The following is an 18,266-nucleotide window of genomic DNA, read 5'->3' on the forward strand; positions in this document are numbered from 1 at the left end:
TTAAATCGAACTCGTTAGAGGGTTTTTAACGAATATCTGATGACTCTTCATTTTTGGTGTCTGTAGTAGCATTAGATGCTTTTTTTAATTTCAATCGATAAAAAATCATACAGGCAATAAAAAAGCCAATGCCATACAATAGGCCAATTCTTTGGGTTGGATCAAATGCTAAAAAAATCAGAATTACTAAGCAAAAGAAAATACAAAATATAGGTATTAACGGAAATAATGGTGTTTTAAATTTTAAATCTGCCAAATTTCCACCAGACTTTATATAACGATAGCGGAACATTAATTGAGAAGCACAAATGCCCATCCATGAAATCGTGACAGATATTCCTGCAACCGACATTAATAAAACAAATACCGCATCTGCTTCCATCACACTTGTTAATAATGATAATAGTGAGAAAGCCATCGTAAAGATTAGTGCATTTAGAGGTACTTTATTTTTAGTAAGACGCCCAAATAATTTTGGTGCCATTCCCTCATGTGACATAGAGAACAGTAAACGAGTTGACGCATACAAACATGAATTACCGACAGATAGGATTGCGGTTAAAATAACAAAATTCATAATACCTGCTGCATAGGGAACACCAGCTATATGCATCAACGTCACAAATGGACTCTCCATTAGACCAAGCTCTGAGGATGGGAAGATGGCTGATAATACGATAATAGAAGCAATATAAAAAACTATAATTCTAAAAAGAATTGTCCGAATAGCTCTTGGTATATTTTTTTCAGGATTTTCGGTTTCACCAGCTGCAATTCCCACAAGCTCTGACCCTTGATAAGAAAAAATAACATTCATCATCGTGACAAAAATAATGGAAATACCCGCTGGGAATAAGCCAGACGGTGCTAAATTTGTCAAATGAGGTGTTGGACGATCTGCTAAAGGTATCAAGCCAAAAATAGCAGCCCCACCTATGATGATAAAGGCAATAACTGCGATTACTTTAATACTCGCAAACCAAAATTCTGCTTCAGCAAACCCCTTTGTAGTTAAAGCATTTAAGACAAATAAAAGAACCATAAATACAGCACACCATATCCAAATAGGTATATCTGGAAACCAATGCTGCATTAAAATTCCAGCAGCTGTAAACTCAACACCCGCTGTCGCCGCTGACCCGACAAAGTACATCCAGCCCAATGAAAATCCAGCTGAGGGGCTAATAAAACGTGTAGCATATGTTTGAAAGGAACCGGTAACAGGCATGTAAACAGCTAATTCCCCTAGACAATTCATGACCATAAATAAAATTAACCCACCGAATAAATAGCCAATTAGTGCTCCACCTGGGCCCGCTTGATTAATGGTATAGCCAACATTTAAAAATAACCCTGTTCCGATAACTCCCCCTAGAGAAAGCATTAATAAGTGACGACTTTTCATCGAACGGTTTAGTTGTTGATTGTGAAATTGATCCCCATTATCCAACATCCATTTAACCCTCCCATATATTGTGAATTTATAGAATATTCTGATATATAAACAACCAAAGTACCCAATCAATTTATCTCTTTTAAATTGATTGGGTTAAGCAGTCCTACTTAAAAACGTAATGATAGGCAGCTTAAGCCACCATCATGTTTTCTAAATTCGGACATCTCTAGTTCAATCGTTTGATAACCTAGGTCAAGTAATTTACGATTTGTTTCTGGGTATCCAGCTGGAATAATAATATAATCATTGACTTGGATACAGTTAGCAGAGTATTCATCTTCCTTTGGAATGATAATTTTTTCATAGGATTCAAATGCCGGATGATCCACGAACTCACCAGCTAGCACCATACGATTGTCTCCTACATAAGCAATACCAGTTTTTAAATGGAAGAATTCTTTTAATGGGATAATCGTCGCCTCATAGCCCTCTTGTTCAACGATTTCCTTAAATTGTTGAGCCCCTTCTTCATTTGTACGATCTGAAATTCCTACATAAAATTTCTTTTCAGCCTGTAATACATCTCCTCCATCAAGCGTTCCAGATCCTTTTATATAATAAATTTTATCGTAGAATTGCTTTACAGCAGGTTCGATATCTTCAATTTCACGGTTACGAGCAGCAGCCCCTGGATTTGAAATGATAGCAAATTCTGGTGTTAAAACAGCCGTATCCTCTACAAATGTTGAGTCAGGAAATGCCTCATTTACTGGTAATTGTGTTACCTCTACCCCACATTTTTTTAAAGCCTCTACATACTTTTCATGCTGTTCATATAATTTTTCTAAAATTGGTTTTCCTAAATCACTAGTTGTTAAACCGTTTACAAAACTATTTCCTGGATTTTTAACAATAACATTTTTAAACATATTCTTTTCTCTCCTTTTATGCTCTTATTACTGGACAAGTCAGACATGTAGGGCCGCCTGTTCCTAACACAGAAATTTGATGACCTTTATATTCAAAAACTGTTGCACCAGCTTGAATCAGTTGCTGTTTTGTGACCGTGTTTCCTTCAGGAATAACACAAACTCGTGGTGCAAGCGCTAACACATTACAGCCAAGTGTATCGTATTCATCCTTTGGAACTTCCACTAACTGAATACCTCTTTCCACTAGCAATTGGCGGAAAAATACAGGCATTAAACGGGAATGTACAACAGCTAAATCTTTATCAACCATACTAATGAAAGACATTAGATGTAAGCATTCAGCTTCACCTAAATCATGTGGTAGCTGGACAACAATAAATTCATCTACCATTTCAGCTGTCATTTCTTTTAGCTGACGAATGGCTTCATCATTTGTTCGATATCCCCTACCGACAGCAAGTGTTCGATCATCTAACCAAACAATGTCTCCACCATCTGCTACTGCATCGCCAGTGAGTTCTCCAATTATTGAAATACCCTTGTCCTGTAAAAATGCTTTGTAGATGGAAGCCTCTGGCTGTCTTAATTTTTTTCCAGACTTTAATAAAATGGCACCCTTTGGCGTGAATTTTACTGGATCATGGGCATAAAGCGAATCTAGCCCCACCTCGTCTGACAATGGTAGATAATCAATTGTGTCAACATACTTTTTAAGAATCTCAACAAACTCTGCATATTCCTTTAATGCTTCTTCAAAGTTGGGCTCAGATAAGTAGTTAAAAGTTTTCCATTCATCACTAAGATGTTTCTGGCTTCGGAAAGCATCTTTTGGATGTTTTACTATGACGTGTTTTAAAGGTGTATACATTGATGAGCAATAATGCATTCCCTTCACTCCTTTTCCGTTTAGTGGAAAACGTTTCCGTTAAGAGGAAAGTTTATATGAAAAATATATGCGTTTTATGTTATACTGTCAATATATTTAGAAAACTTTTATTTTTCACTTTCTTCTCAAACTACTAAGAAGGCTCTGCTGTATTTGGTCGGAATTTTCAATTCCCATTCTTTTTGCTTAAAATTATTTATTGAATGAAGTTTGACTTTTCATAGTACCTCAGGGGCCCAGTAAGATTGGAACTAGACGTAGATGGAGAATAAAAATAAAATAGGAGAAAAGGAGGTAGGACAAATGCAATTATTAGAGCGAGCTATGACTATTGCGAAGGTTTTAGCTTCTGAAGCAAATGACAGTAGCTTGTCCATTTCAGAGCTTTCAACAAAATGTGATTTACCTCTAAGTACTTTACATAGAATTTTAAAAGCGATGATTAACCAAGGAATGATTGAGCAAGATGAACAAACCAAACATTATCGACTCGGTACCATTTGGATGGAACTCGGTTTGCAAGTCTACGATACGATGGATTATATTAGCAAAATCCGACCAGAGTTAGAGCGATTAGCAAGAGATGTTGAGGAAAGTGTATATTTAAGTAAGCCAGCAGGTTTAGATACGATTATTATTGAAAGAATAGATAGTGCTGCTAATCCGATTCGTATTTATGACCAATTGGGTATTCGTATACCACTACATATCGGAGCAGCCAATAAAGCTATTCTTGCCTCTATGTCTCCCTCACACTCGAAAGAAATATTAGATCAGCTAGTAACACAAGATGAAATACCTGAGTTGGAGGAACAGCTTCGTCAAATTCGACAACAAGGTTATGCGATTAGTCACGGAGAACGAACAGCTGGTACTTCTTCCATTGCCGTTTCCGTTTTAGATGGTTTTGGTGAAGTCGTAGGAGCAGTTAGCATCGGTTTCGTTAGCTTCAATGTTTCGCAAGAGCACGTTCAAACACTCATTGAACGTTTAGTTAATACTGGAAAACGCGTCTCACTGAAACTTGGTTATCGAGGAAAAGATTAGAAGAACTGATTCTTTCAAAGAAAATCTATTTTTGTTCACCAATTTTGCCTGTAAAGGTTTTTTTCTTGAAAGGTTATGTGAAAACTGTTGCACTGAGCGCCATCGTATGTTAAATTATTATGGTATGTGAAATACCGAACTGAAATATAATAATCTTTCAGCATCAACAGTAAGGAGGGAATACAACATGCCAAAACAATGTGTAATCACAGGACGTAAAGCTCGTACTGGTAACAACCGTTCCCACGCTATGAACGCTAACAAACGTACTTGGGGTGCTAACCTTCAAAAAGTTCGTATCTTAGTTGACGGTAAACCAAAACGTGTATGGGTTTCTGCTCGTGCATTAAAATCAGGTAAAATCGAGCGCGTTTAATCGACGCTTCTAAAAAATCGATTTCGCTTTGAGCGTAAATCGATTTTTTTCTTTTGTTATAGAATGATTAACTGCATAAAAATCTACATATAGCAAAGAATGAAAAAATCCGACTACTTTTAGTCGGATTTTTTTACTTTCTTATCTTTTTTAAATAGGTTAATACATGTGCGCGTGATACTACTAACAAATTTCGGCAATTGGAACGTATATACTTTCAGGACTCTCTCCCCCTTACGCTAATCTATGCTTCTTATCATTAAACATATGCCTCTTGAGAAAGATATAGACCCTGAAGTTCCTATTATTTCATTACTTGTAAATCGCGATGTACCTAAAGTGATTTCTTCTTTCGTTGTTTCATATTTTACTTGCCTTAATGTCACATCTTTAATAGGCTCTTCATGTGCAAAGAAGGATAAGTAACGGTATCGGCTATCTGCATAAATAGCATGTGTACCCGGCAATAAAAATTGCAACATATTTGTATGATTAATAATCTTGAATACAATGTGTGGATGCTCTTTTTGTAAACGATAAATAGAGCGAACAGCTGCCTCGTAATGATCTAAACGCCCTCCAGTAACACCTGTCAAAATAATTTCTTGAGGTGCAAACGTAAATGCTTTAAGCAAGGCTAAATCTGTATCTGTTTCATTTTTCTCTTCCTTAAAACGTTGCTGATCATTTGTCTGTGCCAACACCAACTGATATTCTTCATCTGATAATGAATCAAAATCACCAACAATTGCATGTGGCGTAATACCCTGCTCTATTAAATACAAAGCCCCTCGATCTGCACCAATAAACACTACATCCCGTTGTGATTGAAGCGTTGTGAGCGAGCATAGTTCTTGTTTTGGACCACCTGCACAAACAACGACTGTCGTCATCCTTTAATCGCTGCCTCACCAGCCGCTAAAATTTCCTGAAGTGCAGCTGTTCGATCCTCTTTACTATAGATGGCTGACCCTGCCACAAAAATCGTCGCCCCTGCCTGTGCACATGGAACAATCGTTTCTGCTGTAATTCCACCGTCAATTTCAATAGCGATGTCCAACCCACGCTCTTTAATCAGTGTTGATAAAGCCTCAATTTTAGGCACAACCGAATGAATGAATTTTTGTCCGCCAAACCCTGGATTGACAGTCATTAATAATACCATATCGATATCTTCTAGGACATGCTGAATAGATTCGATTGGTGTATGTGGATTTAATACAACCCCCGCCTTTATACCATACGAACGGATTAATTGGATTGTTCGATGTAAATGACGACATGCTTCAGCATGCACCGTAATATAGTCTGCTCCAGCTTGAGCAAACTGTTCAATATACTGATCTGGGTTTTCAATCATTAAATGTACATCTAATGGTAAATCTGTTAATGGACGGATAGCATCTAATACGATTGAGCCAAATGAAATATTCGGCACAAAATGGCCATCCATCACATCTATATGAATTAGCTTTGCACCCGCTTGCTCTACTTCCTTTACTTCTTCTCCTAATTTCGCAAAATTAGCTGCTAAAATTGATGGTGCTATTTGTATCATCCTTAATACCTCGGCTTTCGATCCATAATTTCTTGCATAAATTGTTCGTAATGTTTATAGCGGTAGTCACGAATTTCTCCTGCTTCTACTGACGCTTTAACTGCACATTTAGGCTCTTTCATGTGTAAACAGCCTCTGAATTTACAATGATCCGCCATTCTAGCTATTTCAGGAAAACATGCGCCTAATTCTTCTTTCTCAATTTCATCAAAATCAAACGAACTGAATCCAGGAGTATCGGCCAATAAACCATCACAGACCTCAATCAATTCGACGTGACGTGTTGTATGTTTTCCTCGCCCTAGGCTCTGTGAGATAATACCTGTTTTTAAATTTAATTCGGGGATTAATGTATTCAGCAATGTTGATTTTCCAACACCAGATTGGCCTGCTAGGACAGTTGTTTTTCCCTTTAAAATAGGCTGCAATCTTTCCAACAATTCTTCTTCATCTTTGTAAGTTTGAAGAACTGTATAGCCCATATTTTCATAATCAGTTATATAACTCTGTAATTCCGTACGTTCGTCATTTTCTAGCAAATCCATTTTTGTTAGACAAATAATAGGGTGCACATGGAACGATTCTAAAACAACTAAAAAGCGATCGAGTAATATGGTATTGAAATTAGGCTCTTTTACAGAAAACACTAAAATACCTTGATCAATATTGGCAATTGGTGGCCGAACCAATTCATTTTGACGTTCTAAAATCTTTTGAATGGTCCCATCCGATCCTTCTGTTTCCAAAGAATATTCTACAATATCACCGACAAGCGGGGATTCTCCGCGATTGCGAAAGACCCCACGTCCTCGACATTGAATAAGCTGATGACCGTCATAAACATAATAATAACCACTTAATGCTTTTCTTATTTGGCCTTGCGCCATCCAATTCCTCCTTAATTGACATCATTATAGTTAACTTTTTCTTCTAAGATGATTTCTGAGTCACGGATAATTCTATAACTCGCATCTTTGCCTTCTTCAATAACAAGCTGTATATTGTAAGGCGTATCATTTAAAATTTCCAACTCTGTAACTGGTTCAGAAAATGTATGATTTTTATCTTGAATTTCAATGCGAACTTTTTGAGGTACACCCTCTTCTTTAGGTTTATACTCAATGACTACGGGCTTAAGCAAAAGTTTTTCAGGCTTTTTAGCTGGTCCTTTACTGATAACAACCGATATAACAGAGCCTTCCTCCACCATAGTACCAGCTTTTGTCAATTGTGAAATTACACTGCCAGCAGGAATCGTCTCATGATAATCTTCACGAGATACACGCCAATTGAGGCCCACTCTATTGACATAGTTATCCATATCCGCTTTCGTATAATTCACAACACTTTCCACCCTTACCATTCGAACTCCTTGACTTACTTTAAAGGTCATTGTTTCCTCTTTCGCTATCACTTCTGTATCAGCTGGAATACTTTGCTCGATAATTCTACCTTCAGGTTCACGAGAAGGAACTTCCTCTTTTCTAACTTCTTTATACTTTCCTTTTATTAAAGCCTCTACTTGACTATAATTTTGTCCCACATAATTATCAACGGTCGTTGTCTCCACGCCTAGACTAACAATTAGGTCGATCTCTGAGCCTTTTGCTCGCATCGAATTTTTTTCTGGGTCTGTTTCAATGACATGACCCTTTTCAATGTCTTCATGATTTCGCTCCTGGTGCTCCTCAGCAACCACAAATCCCTCTGCCACTAATTTTTTTGTAGCATCCTCTACAGTCAAATTTGTCACATCCGGGACAGCTATTTTTTTCGGGCTAAATAAATCTGCTGCGAATATGAAGAATAAGAAGATGATAATTACTGCTATCAATAATCCTGCCACAAACTTAGGCCACTTTTTCTTCTTTGCTTTAGCAGGAATAGGTTTTTCTACAGGTTTTTTAGGTTGCGCCTGAGCTGGAGATGTATAGTCCACAATAGGTTCAATGACCCTTGTTTTAGTTAAATCTTCATCTTTCTTTAAAACTTCCTCTTTAATAATTGGAATAGCTTTTGTCGCATCATTATCCACTGGTATGACAAACTTTGGTTCATTTATTCGGGAAGATGATAATACGGTTTCCAAATCTTCATACATTTCTTCCACTGTATTATAGCGATGGGAAGCTGCTTTGGCTGTTGCCTTAAGTACTACATTTTCTAAGCTTTGTGGAATGGTTCCATCAAAAGCACGAACAGAAGGTGTTTCTGCTTGTAAATGCTTAAGTGCAATAGAAACAGCTGACTCCCCAGAAAAAGGTAATTCACCTGTTAATAATTCATACAATACTATACCCAGTGCATATATGTCAGATTGATTTGTAGCTGTACCGCCCCTAGCTTGCTCTGGTGATAAGTAATGCACTGTCCCTAATACAGAATTCGTTTGTGTAAAGGATGTAGCACTTAACGTCATGGCAATTCCAAAATCAGTTATTTTTACATTACCCTCTGCATCCATCAAAATATTTTGTGGTTTAATATCACGATGAATAATATGATTTTCATGGGCATTAGCAATAGCAGACGTTAATTGCTTCATAATATGCACACTTCTAGCTGGTGAAATTGGTGCAAATTCTTGTATGTACTGCTTTAAAGTTTTTCCTTGAACATATTCCATCACAATATAGTGTAGATCACCATCGTCACCTACATCATAAACACTAACAATATTAGGATGTGTAAGACTTGTAGCAGACAGTGCCTCACGTTGAAAACGTCGATGTAATTCATCCTCATTGGAAAAATCATAGCGTAATATTTTTATGGCCACATCCCGATTTAATATCATATCATGAGCTAAATAGACATTGGACATACCCCCGCCACCAATGAGTTCTAAAATCTTATAACGGTCACTAATTCTTTTACCTACAAGCATTCTTACACCTCCTCATCCTTTTTAGTTAGCAGCACGAGGGAGATATTATCTTCTCCCCCGCTAGCATTTGCTAATTCTACAAGTTTACGTCCTTTTTCCATTATAGGTTCGGGATACGTAATGATTGAAGCCATTTCATAGACAGTTAGTTTATTACTTAATCCATCTGAACAAATGAGTAAATACGAATTTGATGCCAACTCTACTTCATAAAAATCTGGTTCAATTGCTTCCTCTGTACCAACAGCTTTTAAGATAAAATTTTTCTTTGGATGCGTCAAAGCTTCCTCTTCACTAATTTCTCCATTTTCAACCAGTACATTAACATAAGAATGATCCCTTGTTATTTGTTGTGCACCATCTTCAAAGAAATAATACACACGACTATCACCAACATGTGCAATGAAACAATGATGTTCTTCTATTAACACTGCAATAAACGTCGTGCCCATTCCTTTACAGTCTTCGTGTGATAAAGAATAGTCATAAATATTTTTATTCAATTGCTTTACTGTTTGTAATAACCATTCTTTCTTTGATGTTGTTGATTCAAAATGATGTGCGTCTGCCTGTAAAAAAAAGGTCTCCATCTGTTTTATTGCCATATCACTTGCTACATCTCCAGCATTATGACCACCCATGCCGTCCGCCACAAGTGCTAGTGCAAGCCCGTCAGGACGTTTAAATAATGCAGCACGGTCTTCATTAATGGATCGTTTTAAACCAATATCACTTTCGACTGTGTATTCCAACACCGGTCACCTCGTTTCTTCAGATCTCTCTTGCGCACGTAATTGACCACACGCTGCTGCAATATCAGAACCTTGCTCTCGGCGGATCGTTACGTTTATCCCATTTTTCTTTAAGGTTTTTTCAAACGCAAAAATTTGGCTACGAGACGTACGAACATAATCACGTTCTGGTACATAGTTAACAGGAATTAAGTTAACATGGCATTTAATTCCTTTAATTAAAGCAGATAGCTCCTCTGCAATTTCTACTGAATCATTTTCACCAGACATTAATCCATATTCAAAACTCACACGTCTACCAGTTTTTTTAGTATAGTATCGAACAGCTTCCATTAACTCATCTAATTTATAGGCACGCGCAATTGGCATAAGCTTTTGACGAGCCTCTTGATTTGGTGCATGTAAAGAAACCGCAAAGTTAATTTGTAATTGTTCATCAGCAAACTGATAAATTTTTGGAACGATTCCTGATGTGGATACCGTAATGTGACGTGCACCAATATTTAACCCTTTTTCATGATTGATCACTTTTAAGAAGTTCATCATAGCATCATAGTTATCGAAAGGTTCACCAATCCCCATAATAACAATATGTGATACTCGCTCATTTACCTCATCTAAAGTTTGCTGCACTTTTACAACTTGCTCTACAATTTCCCCAGCCAATAAATGTCGCTTCAAACCACCTAAGGTTGAGGCGCAAAATGTACAGCCAATACGGCATCCTACCTGTGTTGTCACACAAACAGAGTTTCCGTATTCATGACGCATTAATACCGTTTCTATAGAGTAACCATCCTGTAATTGAAATAAAAACTTAATGGTACCATCTTTAGACTCTTGCTTAATAATTGTTGACAAGGTAGATAATGCAAAATTTGCAGCTAGCTTGTCCCTTAATCCCTTCGAAAGGTTTGACATTTCTTCAAATGTCTTAACACGTTTATTATATAACCAATCAAAAATCTGTGCCGCACGGAAAGGTTTTTCTCCATTTTCCTTTAACCAATCCTCTAATTGATGTGGTTGGAAAGAATAAATGGATTCTTTTAAATTTGGTTTTTCCTTTTTCGCACGTCGAACGGGCTTTTCTTCTGCTTCTTCAACTAAATCGTTGATACGTTCATTAAATTTCTTTTGATCCACCATTAGTTGGATTCTCCTTTTTTACGAAAGGCGGCAACGAAGAAACCGTCACTGCCAAAGTCTTGTGGAAAGACTTGAAGCATGCCATTAGCTTGCTTTTCCGCTAATTTTGTTGGTAAAGATTCTAGTTGTATCGCTTCCATTTCTGGATGCGCTGCTAAAAAGGCATTTACTGTGCCCTCATTTTCTTGCTTATCGACTGTACATGTACTGTACACAAGCTTACCCTTTATCTTCAATACTTTTGTCGCTGCATCCAATAATGCTAGTTGGATTGTTTGAAGATTTTCTAAATCTTCTTCTCGCTTCGTATATTTAATATCAGGTTTACGTCGCATAACCCCTAGTCCACTACATGGTGCATCCACTAAAATGGCGTCATACGACTCAGCTTGTAAAAATTCAGGAGCTTTGCGTCCATCAATTGGAGCTGTTTCAATAATATCTAGCCCTAGACGTTCTGTATTATGGTCGATTAAATCTAATTTATGTGGATGAAGGTCTGTTGCTAAAATAGAGCCTTCATTTTTCATGATTTCAGCTAGATGTGTTGTTTTACCGCCTGGTGCCGCACACATATCCAAAACACGCATACCAGGGGAAGGTTTTAGAACATTGGCTGGTATCATTGAACTCTCATCTTGAATAGTAATATGCCCCTCTTTAAATGCATTGGTACGGGCAGGTTGACCATTTGTTACGTGTAGACATTCTGGGATAACGTCGCTTTGTTTCGCTGTTAAACCTTCTTCTTCGAGTTCCGCCACAGCTTGCTCAACAGTTACCTTCGTTGTATTGACACGAACAGTTTGTATAGGTGGTACATTATTTTCATGTAACATACCTGTAGCTACTTCTAAACCATAGTTATTAACAAAACGTTGTACTAGCCAAATAGGATGACTTGTTTCAATAGCCAGACGCTCAATAGGATTTTCTATATCATTTATAGAAGGGACACCTTGACGCAAGACAGATCTTAAAATACCATTGACTGTCGATGCAATACCGCGATGCCCTCGGCGCTTCGCAATTTCTACTGCCTCATTAACAGCAGCATGCGCTGGGATACGCGTTAAATATTGCATTTGATATAAAGATATTCGTAATAACCAACGAACCCAATGATCTATAGAGCCACGGATAAAAGGCTCTAAGTAATAATCAAGTGTCATTTTATGTTGCAATGTACCATATGTTAATTCTGTTAATAAAGCGCGATCCTTCGCCTCTATCTTATGTCGTTTAATGGTTTCATTGAGAAGTAAATTGCTATAGGCTTGATTTTTATCAACGGCTAACAGAATAGATAGTGCGGCGTCTCGCACATTTCCATCCCAAATAACTACACTTTTTTTACTCATTTAAATTGGTCCCCAATCTGTAATTTAGAACCTGTACCACGTAAATATTCCTCAGCTGTCATGCGCTTTTTACCTGCAGGTTGTACATCATATAATGCCAATGTTGTCCCATTGCCTGCCGCCACTTCAAAATGGTCTTTCGCAATTGCAACAACAGTACCAGGAATAGTATCATGCTTGCTTTTGCCTATAGTCGCCCACCATACTTTAAAATTACCATCTTCAAAAGTGGTATAAGCTACAGGCCATGGATGAAGCCCGCGTACTTGATTGTAAAGAGTTGTGGCGTCATTTGTCCAATCAATACGTTCCTGTTCTCTCGAAATATTGCTCGCAAAGGTAACTTGCGTTTCATCTTGTACAGTGCGGTTATTTGTTCTATTAATAATAGATGGAAGTGTGTCCTTTAATAAATCTCGACCAACCATACTTAGCTTATCAAAAACTCTACCCGTATGATCATCTAGTTCAATAGGGATAGCTCTTTGTGAAATAATATCACCGGCATCAAGCTTTTCTGCCATATACATGATTGTTACGCCAGTTTCTTTTTCACCATCTATAATAGCTTGGTGTATAGGAGCGCCTCCACGATATTTTGGTAATAATGAAGCATGGACATTAATACAGCCAAGTGAAGGAGCATCCAAAAGTTCTTTCGGTAATATTTGTCCAAATGCAGCGGTAATGACTATATCTGGCTGTAACGAAAGAATTTGTTGTAGTTCCTCAGATCCACGTAGTTTTTCTGGTTGTATAATAGGTAATCCTAGCTCTAATGCTGCGGCCTTAACAGGTGGTGGTGTCAATATACGTTTACGTCCTACAGGTCGATCAGGTTGTGTCACCACTGCTTTAATATCGTACCCCTCTTCATGTAGCATACGCAAAATGGGTGCGGAGAAGTCAGGTGTCCCCATAAAAATAATCGAAGTCATTTTATTCCTCCTCTTCTGCATACATTTCTTCAAGCTCTTCTGCTGTTAGAACGCGTTGGATTTTTGAATCAAATAGCACGCCATCTAAATGATCAATTTCATGTAAAATTGCTCTAGCATCAAAGCCCCCTGCTTCTAATTCATAGACACGTCCTTCACGGTCACAAGCTTCAATTTTTACATAGCTTGGGCGTTCAACCTCACCATATAATCCAGGGAAACTCAAGCAACCTTCAATATCTATTTCCGCTCCATCCGTTTCAATAACAGTTGGATTAATCATTTCTAAAATATCGCGTTCCTCACCTAATTCTACAATCGCTACTCGTAACCCTATATCAATTTGCGGTGCAGCAATGCCAACACCATCATATTCAACCATAGTGTCATATAAATCATCCAGTAATGTAATGAGTTCATCATTTATTTCGGTTACTTCTGCACATGGTGTTGAAAGTACTTGTGCTGGGTGTTCGATTACTTTTTTTATTGCCATTATTATATCCTCATTTCTGCTTTTAGCTAGAGCCATACCATTTTATTTATTTGTTAGACATATGCTCGTAAAACTGTGTTTATACTCTCTTATATAGTAGACGGATCTAAATCTACCGTCATTAATATTCCTTGTTTGATCCACTCTGCTCGATACATAGCAAGTAGACGCTGTAATACCGGAATAAGATTTGGTTCAATTTTATATTTTATCAAACATTGATAACGATATCTATTTTGGAGTCGAGCAATACTTGCCGTGGTTGGGCCAATAATAGCCACTTGATTCGATAAATTTCCACGGAGCCAATCAGCCATTCGTCCAGCATATTCAGCAGCCACCATAACATCCTCATGAGAAATCTGCACAAGCGCCACGTAATAATATGGTGGGTAACTGGAACGACGTCGTAAAAACATCTCACGCTCATAAAATGGCTCATAATCCTGCGTTTTAGCTAACTCGATAGCATAATGCTCTGGTGTATAGGTCTGAATAATTACCTCTCCGGGTTTATCATGTCTTCCTGCCCTCCCACTTACCTGTGTTAATAGTTGAAATGTACGTTCTGCTGCTCGATAATCTGGTAAATGTAGGGAGGTGTCAGCGCTAAGTACGCCTACCAGCGTAATATTTGGAAAATCAAGCCCTTTTGCAATCATCTGTGTGCCAAGTAAAATATCAGCTTGTCCCTCTCCAAATGCAGCTAATATTTCTTCATGTGCACCTTTATGCTTTGTCGTATCTACATCCATACGCAATACTCTTGCTTCTGGGAACAGCTTATATATTTCTTCCTCTACCTTTTGTGTGCCAGTACCAAAATAACGTATATGATCACTTTGACATTGTGGACAAATTTGAGGCACATGTTCTTCATAGCCGCAGTAATGGCATTTCAATTTTTCGGTTGTACGATGATAGGTTAAAGAAATATCACAGTTGGGACATTGGACAACTGTCCCGCAATCCCGACATAGCACAAAAGATGAGTAACCTCGTCGATTTAAAAACAACACCATTTGCTCTTTTTTCTCTAATCTTATACGAATTGCTTCTATAAGTGATTGCGAAAACATGGATCGATTTCCTTGTCGAAGCTCCTCACGCATATCTGAAATAAAAACGGTTGGTAAGGACTGATGCAAGGCTCTTAATTTTAATGAAAGTAAGGTATAAACACCCTTTTTAGCTCTTGCAAAAGATTCTAATCCTGGTGTAGCACTACCTAAAATAACAGGGCAATTATAATATTCACTACGCCAAATAGCTACATCTCTTGCATGATAACGTGGTGAGTCTTCTTGCTTATACGTTGACTCATGCTCTTCATCCAAAATAATAAGACCAATATTCGTAAAGGGAGCAAATATTGCTGAACGAGCCCCAACGACGACTCTCACCTTCCCTTGTTGAACTTTGCGCCATTCATCATACTTCTCGCCCACAGATAATCCACTATGCATCACCGCAACCATTTCTCCAAAACGACTACGGAATCGCTCTGTCATTTGAGGCGTTAAAGAGATTTCAGGAACGAGCATAATGGCTTCTTTGCCTTCGTTCAACACTTTTTGTATCGCCTGCAAATATACCTCTGTCTTGCCACTCCCTGTTACGCCATGCAATAAAAACGTTTGCGCTTGTTGCTGCTCCAAAGCTTCATTAATGGCTTGTAAAGCAATTTCCTGCTCATTTGTTAATTGTAAGGCTTGCGTACGTGAAACCTCTTTCGTAAACGGGTCACGATACACTTCTTCTTGAGTAAATTGCGCAGCACCCTTATCAATAACGCTCTCTAAAACTGAAGAAGAGACTCTTGCCTCCTCACAAATTTGCTGTGGTGACAAAACCTCCCCTAAATGGCGCTCCATCCATTCTAGTAATAGACGTTGTTTCATAGCTCTAGTTGATTGCTTTAACGCTTTATCAATAACGTTAGGCTCTTCAGTAATTTTCACCATCCGTATTTCTTTCACATGACCCTGTTGTTTCACAACATTATCAATAGTCACCTTATTTTGTGCAACTAATGGCTTTAATAAAGGAAGTAAACCTGCACGTTCAAACTCTTTAAAATTAGCTTTTTGTCGCTTACCAAAAATCGCCTGTACTTCATTGGGTATAGATTGATCTTCATGTAGCTTTACAATTTTTTCATATTTCGCACGTAATGCTGAAGGTAACATTACTTGTAAAGCATCTATTTCATAGCAAATCGTTTGATTCTTCAACCACTTTGCCATTTGAAGCATTTCCGCTGTTAATACTGGTTCCATATCTAAAATTTGAGCGATTGATTTTAATTTATTGAGGGGCACATCTGTTTCAGTTTTTATTCCCACTACAAAGCCTAAAACATTTCTAGGACCAAATGGCACTTTCACACGACAGCCCATTTCTATTACATTTTCCCATTCTGGCGGTACTTGATAATCGAAAGGACGATCGACATGGTAGGTTGAGACGTCAACAATGACTTCCGCTATCAATAAACTCATTGCTCCTCACCCTTTAAAATATGGGTCCATAATGTGCGGGCAAATTGCTGTGGATTAGTCGTAGCTATTATGCGCCCATTTAACTGAGCTTCCTCACTAAATTCTATCCAACGATCCGATCGAATGTTGAGCATGGGTTCACCAAGCACTTCTTGTCCAAACGTGACAGCCTTGATACCCTCTACTGAAATAAGCGGCGTTTTCTCCATTGTCGGTACATTAGCTGCATGTATCAAGATAATTTCTGGGTTCTGATTTTTAGAGGCTTCAAGCTGTTGCATCACATCATTCAAACTACCATTTTCTATTTGAATAACGTGCGCGCCTAATTCCCTCGCCTCATTAGCCAAAGCCTGTCCAATAAGACCATTGGCTTGTGGGCTAATCACATGCTTCTCATCTAACGGTACATGCAAGGCACCAACTGTCACTATAACTGTTTTATTTGTAAGTGGCTTTATTGTCGCTGGCGCTGCAAAAAAATCCAGTACAATAGCTGTTATTTTTTCAGGCTCCTCTAAGCGCCCCTTTCCAACATAGCCACATGCTAAAAATCCTTCCGAAGGCTCAATAAATTGGTAGCCATCTGCTGCTAATCTTTCTAGATTACGCTTTACTGCTGGATGGTCATACATATGTACATTCATCGCTGGTGCTATCCACACTGGCGCAGTAGTAGCTAGTAAGGTGGTTGATACCATATCATCCGCAATTCCATTGGCCATTTTCCCAATCATATTAGCAGTTGCAGGTGCAACTAAAATCAAATCAGCCCAATCCGCTAAATCAATATGGGCAATCACACTAGAATCTTTTTCATCAAACGTGTCAAAGTAAACATCATTTTTGGACATCACTTGAAAGCTTAATGGATTCACAAACTGTCTGGCAGAGGCTGTCATCATCACTTTTACGTTCGCCCCTGCTTGTGATAGCTTGCTAACAAGAGCAACAGCTTTATATACGGCAATCCCGCCTGAAACACATAGTAAAATATTTTTATTCATGCTAGGTGTCATCCCTTCAAATGATAAGCTCCCAAAGGAGGATTCCCTGGGAGCTCTCGGCATTCTGTATAATTAAATCAACTGCTGACTAACATAGAGGTTAGATTTCGTCTTCGTACACAGTTGACTCATCCTGTGATACTTTCGTAAGAACACCTGCCGCTACTTCTTCAAGTGCTTTTCCTACGTATTTATGAGATACGTACTTGTGTAAACGTTCTGTATTTTGCTCTTCCTGCATTTGACGAGCACGTTTTGAAGCAAGGCTCACTAGTGAATATTTTGAATCGATTTCTTTTTTTAAAGCATCTACTGATGGGTATAACATTGTTTATTCTCCTCTCAACATTGACAAATATCTTTTTTCAACACGTTCTCTACGGCAATGCTCTGCTTTAATAATCGCATTAATACGATCACAGGCATTTGTCACTTCATCATTCTCTACAACATAATCATATAAGCTCATCATTTCAAGCTCTTCACTTGCTGTAGCAATGCGTTTTGCTATGATATCCTCTGTTTCCGTCCCACGTCCAACTAAACGATCTTTTAATTCAGTTAAACTTGGAGGGGCTAAGAAAATAAATAAGGCATCTGGTGCTTTTTTACGAATCTGCGCTGCACCCTGCACTTCGATTTCTAAAAACACATCGCGACCTGCATCCAGTGTTTCATTCACGTAGGCTAATGGTGTACCATAGTAGTTTCCTACAAATTCAGCATGCTCTAATAAGCCACCCTGTTCAATTAACGTTTCAAAGTCTTCTCGTTTCTTGAAAAAATAGTCTACACCATCGATTTCTCCTTCGCGAGGATTTCGTGTCGTCATCGAGATGGAATACTCATAATTCGTATTCGGCTGAGAAAATAATTCTTTTCGCACTGTCCCTTTACCTACACCAGATGGGCCAGACAGAACAATTAATAATCCACGTTCTTTTATCATTTATTCTCTATATCTCCCTTAATTTATAACA

General features: G+C 38.1%; 19 protein-coding genes. 2 read left to right on the forward strand and 17 right to left on the reverse strand.

All coding sequences use genetic code 11. The features are described 5' to 3' along the window. Nucleotides 1–25 precede the first annotated feature (25 nt). From ACOZBY_RS02440 to ACOZBY_RS02450, 3 genes are all read right to left on the reverse strand, one after another. The gene (locus ACOZBY_RS02440) at nt 26–1,453 is read right to left on the reverse strand and encodes an amino acid permease (protein ID WP_012293219.1); all 1,428 of its coding nucleotides are present in this window, start codon (nt 1,451–1,453) and stop codon (nt 26–28) included. 110 nt (nt 1,454–1,563) lie between these two features. Next, nucleotides 1,564–2,325 (reverse strand): dimethylarginine dimethylaminohydrolase family protein, encoded by a 762-nt coding sequence (locus ACOZBY_RS02445; protein ID WP_031418968.1) that lies wholly within the window; start codon nt 2,323–2,325, stop codon nt 1,564–1,566. 16 nt (nt 2,326–2,341) lie between these two features. Continuing rightward, entirely contained in the window at nt 2,342–3,214 is an 873-nt protein-coding gene (locus tag ACOZBY_RS02450) for a dimethylarginine dimethylaminohydrolase family protein (protein WP_031418967.1), read from the reverse strand. Nucleotides 3,215–3,517: 303 nt separating this feature from the next. Here ACOZBY_RS02450 and ACOZBY_RS02455 point away from each other — a divergent pair, with 303 nt between their 5' ends. Further along, nucleotides 3,518–4,261: an IclR family transcriptional regulator gene (locus ACOZBY_RS02455; protein ID WP_031418966.1), complete on the forward strand. Its 744-nt coding sequence runs from the start codon at nt 3,518–3,520 to the stop codon at nt 4,259–4,261. Between the two features lie 187 nt (nt 4,262–4,448). Then, nucleotides 4,449–4,637 (forward strand): 50S ribosomal protein L28, encoded by a 189-nt coding sequence (gene rpmB / locus ACOZBY_RS02460; protein ID WP_004227417.1) that lies wholly within the window; start codon nt 4,449–4,451, stop codon nt 4,635–4,637. A gap of 119 nt (nt 4,638–4,756) precedes the next feature. Here the strand turns inward: rpmB and spoVM are convergent, their stop codons facing one another. From spoVM to gmk, 14 genes are all read right to left on the reverse strand, one after another. Beyond that, complete coding sequence (gene spoVM, locus ACOZBY_RS02465) at nt 4,757–4,858, reverse strand: stage V sporulation protein SpoVM (RefSeq protein ID WP_099805045.1); 102 nt, start codon at nt 4,856–4,858, stop codon at nt 4,757–4,759. A gap of 18 nt (nt 4,859–4,876) precedes the next feature. After that, complete coding sequence (locus ACOZBY_RS02470) at nt 4,877–5,530, reverse strand: thiamine diphosphokinase (protein ID WP_031418965.1); 654 nt, start codon at nt 5,528–5,530, stop codon at nt 4,877–4,879. Beyond that, the gene (gene rpe / locus ACOZBY_RS02475) at nt 5,527–6,195 is read right to left on the reverse strand and encodes a ribulose-phosphate 3-epimerase (protein ID WP_012293214.1); all 669 of its coding nucleotides are present in this window, start codon (nt 6,193–6,195) and stop codon (nt 5,527–5,529) included. Before rpe ends, ACOZBY_RS02470 begins: the two co-directional genes overlap by 4 nt. A 2-nt stretch (nt 6,196–6,197) precedes the next feature. Then, nucleotides 6,198–7,082, reverse strand: coding sequence for a ribosome small subunit-dependent GTPase A (gene rsgA / locus ACOZBY_RS02480; RefSeq protein ID WP_422761412.1), 885 nt, complete (start codon nt 7,080–7,082; stop codon nt 6,198–6,200). Between the two features lie 11 nt (nt 7,083–7,093). Then, entirely contained in the window at nt 7,094–9,082 is a 1,989-nt protein-coding gene (gene pknB / locus ACOZBY_RS02485) for a Stk1 family PASTA domain-containing Ser/Thr kinase (RefSeq protein ID WP_031418964.1), read from the reverse strand. Between the two features lie 2 nt (nt 9,083–9,084). Further along, complete coding sequence (locus tag ACOZBY_RS02490) at nt 9,085–9,834, reverse strand: Stp1/IreP family PP2C-type Ser/Thr phosphatase (protein ID WP_031418963.1); 750 nt, start codon at nt 9,832–9,834, stop codon at nt 9,085–9,087. Nucleotides 9,835–9,840: 6 nt separating this feature from the next. Further along, a complete protein-coding gene (gene rlmN, locus ACOZBY_RS02495; RefSeq protein ID WP_012293210.1) occupies nt 9,841–10,983 on the reverse strand; it encodes a 23S rRNA (adenine(2503)-C(2))-methyltransferase RlmN in 1,143 nt (380 codons plus the stop codon). Then, nucleotides 10,983–12,344, reverse strand: a complete 1,362-nt coding sequence (rsmB, locus tag ACOZBY_RS02500; protein WP_198694724.1) for a 16S rRNA (cytosine(967)-C(5))-methyltransferase RsmB — start codon at nt 12,342–12,344, stop codon at nt 10,983–10,985. Before rsmB ends, rlmN begins: the two co-directional genes overlap by 1 nt. Continuing rightward, the gene (gene fmt / locus ACOZBY_RS02505; RefSeq protein ID WP_012293208.1) at nt 12,341–13,282 is read right to left on the reverse strand and encodes a methionyl-tRNA formyltransferase; all 942 of its coding nucleotides are present in this window, start codon (nt 13,280–13,282) and stop codon (nt 12,341–12,343) included. The genes rsmB and fmt overlap by 4 nt, the downstream gene beginning before the upstream one ends. A gap of 1 nt (nt 13,283) precedes the next feature. After that, nucleotides 13,284–13,778 (reverse strand): peptide deformylase, encoded by a 495-nt coding sequence (gene def, locus ACOZBY_RS02510; protein ID WP_031418961.1) that lies wholly within the window; start codon nt 13,776–13,778, stop codon nt 13,284–13,286. 89 nt (nt 13,779–13,867) lie between these two features. Further along, complete coding sequence (gene priA / locus ACOZBY_RS02515; RefSeq protein WP_422761416.1) at nt 13,868–16,279, reverse strand: primosomal protein N'; 2,412 nt, start codon at nt 16,277–16,279, stop codon at nt 13,868–13,870. Next, nucleotides 16,276–17,286: a bifunctional phosphopantothenoylcysteine decarboxylase/phosphopantothenate--cysteine ligase CoaBC gene (coaBC, locus tag ACOZBY_RS02520; RefSeq protein WP_422761417.1), complete on the reverse strand. Its 1,011-nt coding sequence runs from the start codon at nt 17,284–17,286 to the stop codon at nt 16,276–16,278. Before coaBC ends, priA begins: the two co-directional genes overlap by 4 nt. A 100-nt stretch (nt 17,287–17,386) precedes the next feature. Beyond that, nucleotides 17,387–17,614 carry a DNA-directed RNA polymerase subunit omega gene (gene rpoZ, locus ACOZBY_RS02525; protein ID WP_008173785.1) on the reverse strand — a complete coding sequence of 76 codons (228 nt, stop codon included), beginning with the start codon at nt 17,612–17,614 and terminating at the stop codon, nt 17,387–17,389. A gap of 3 nt (nt 17,615–17,617) precedes the next feature. Beyond that, entirely contained in the window at nt 17,618–18,235 is a 618-nt protein-coding gene (gmk, locus tag ACOZBY_RS02530; RefSeq protein WP_008173787.1) for a guanylate kinase, read from the reverse strand. Between the last annotated feature and the right edge of the window lie 31 nt (nt 18,236–18,266).

It is taken from the genome of Lysinibacillus sp. NPDC056220 (assembly GCF_049315265.1).
Classification (GTDB): Bacteria; Bacillota; Bacilli; order Bacillales_A; family Planococcaceae; genus Lysinibacillus; species Lysinibacillus pinottii.

What these genes read in the sequence shown, in the direction of transcription:
- rpmB (WP_004227417.1), top strand. Translation starts at nt 4,449, where the DNA reads ATGCCAAAACAATGTGTAATCACAGGACGTAAAGCTCGTACTGGTAAC.
- rsmB (WP_198694724.1), bottom strand. Translation starts at nt 12,344, where the DNA reads ATGAGTAAAAAAAGTGTAGTTATTTGGGATGGAAATGTGCGAGACGCC.
- coaBC (WP_422761417.1), bottom strand. Translation starts at nt 17,286, where the DNA reads ATGAATAAAAATATTTTACTATGTGTTTCAGGCGGGATTGCCGTATAT.
- rpe (WP_012293214.1), bottom strand. Translation starts at nt 6,195, where the DNA reads ATGATACAAATAGCACCATCAATTTTAGCAGCTAATTTTGCGAAATTA.
- fmt (WP_012293208.1), bottom strand. Translation starts at nt 13,282, where the DNA reads ATGACTTCGATTATTTTTATGGGGACACCTGACTTCTCCGCACCCATT.
- gmk (WP_008173787.1), bottom strand. Translation starts at nt 18,235, where the DNA reads ATGATAAAAGAACGTGGATTATTAATTGTTCTGTCTGGCCCATCTGGT.
- ACOZBY_RS02450 (WP_031418967.1), bottom strand. Translation starts at nt 3,214, where the DNA reads ATGCATTATTGCTCATCAATGTATACACCTTTAAAACACGTCATAGTA.
- def (WP_031418961.1), bottom strand. Translation starts at nt 13,778, where the DNA reads ATGGCAATAAAAAAAGTAATCGAACACCCAGCACAAGTACTTTCAACA.
- rlmN (WP_012293210.1), bottom strand. Translation starts at nt 10,983, where the DNA reads ATGGTGGATCAAAAGAAATTTAATGAACGTATCAACGATTTAGTTGAA.
- ACOZBY_RS02440 (WP_012293219.1), bottom strand. Translation starts at nt 1,453, where the DNA reads ATGTTGGATAATGGGGATCAATTTCACAATCAACAACTAAACCGTTCG.
- ACOZBY_RS02470 (WP_031418965.1), bottom strand. Translation starts at nt 5,530, where the DNA reads ATGACGACAGTCGTTGTTTGTGCAGGTGGTCCAAAACAAGAACTATGC.
- pknB (WP_031418964.1), bottom strand. Translation starts at nt 9,082, where the DNA reads ATGCTTGTAGGTAAAAGAATTAGTGACCGTTATAAGATTTTAGAACTC.
- ACOZBY_RS02445 (WP_031418968.1), bottom strand. Translation starts at nt 2,325, where the DNA reads ATGTTTAAAAATGTTATTGTTAAAAATCCAGGAAATAGTTTTGTAAAC.
- priA (WP_422761416.1), bottom strand. Translation starts at nt 16,279, where the DNA reads ATGAGTTTATTGATAGCGGAAGTCATTGTTGACGTCTCAACCTACCAT.
- rsgA (WP_422761412.1), bottom strand. Translation starts at nt 7,082, where the DNA reads ATGGCGCAAGGCCAAATAAGAAAAGCATTAAGTGGTTATTATTATGTT.
- rpoZ (WP_008173785.1), bottom strand. Translation starts at nt 17,614, where the DNA reads ATGTTATACCCATCAGTAGATGCTTTAAAAAAAGAAATCGATTCAAAA.
- ACOZBY_RS02455 (WP_031418966.1), top strand. Translation starts at nt 3,518, where the DNA reads ATGCAATTATTAGAGCGAGCTATGACTATTGCGAAGGTTTTAGCTTCT.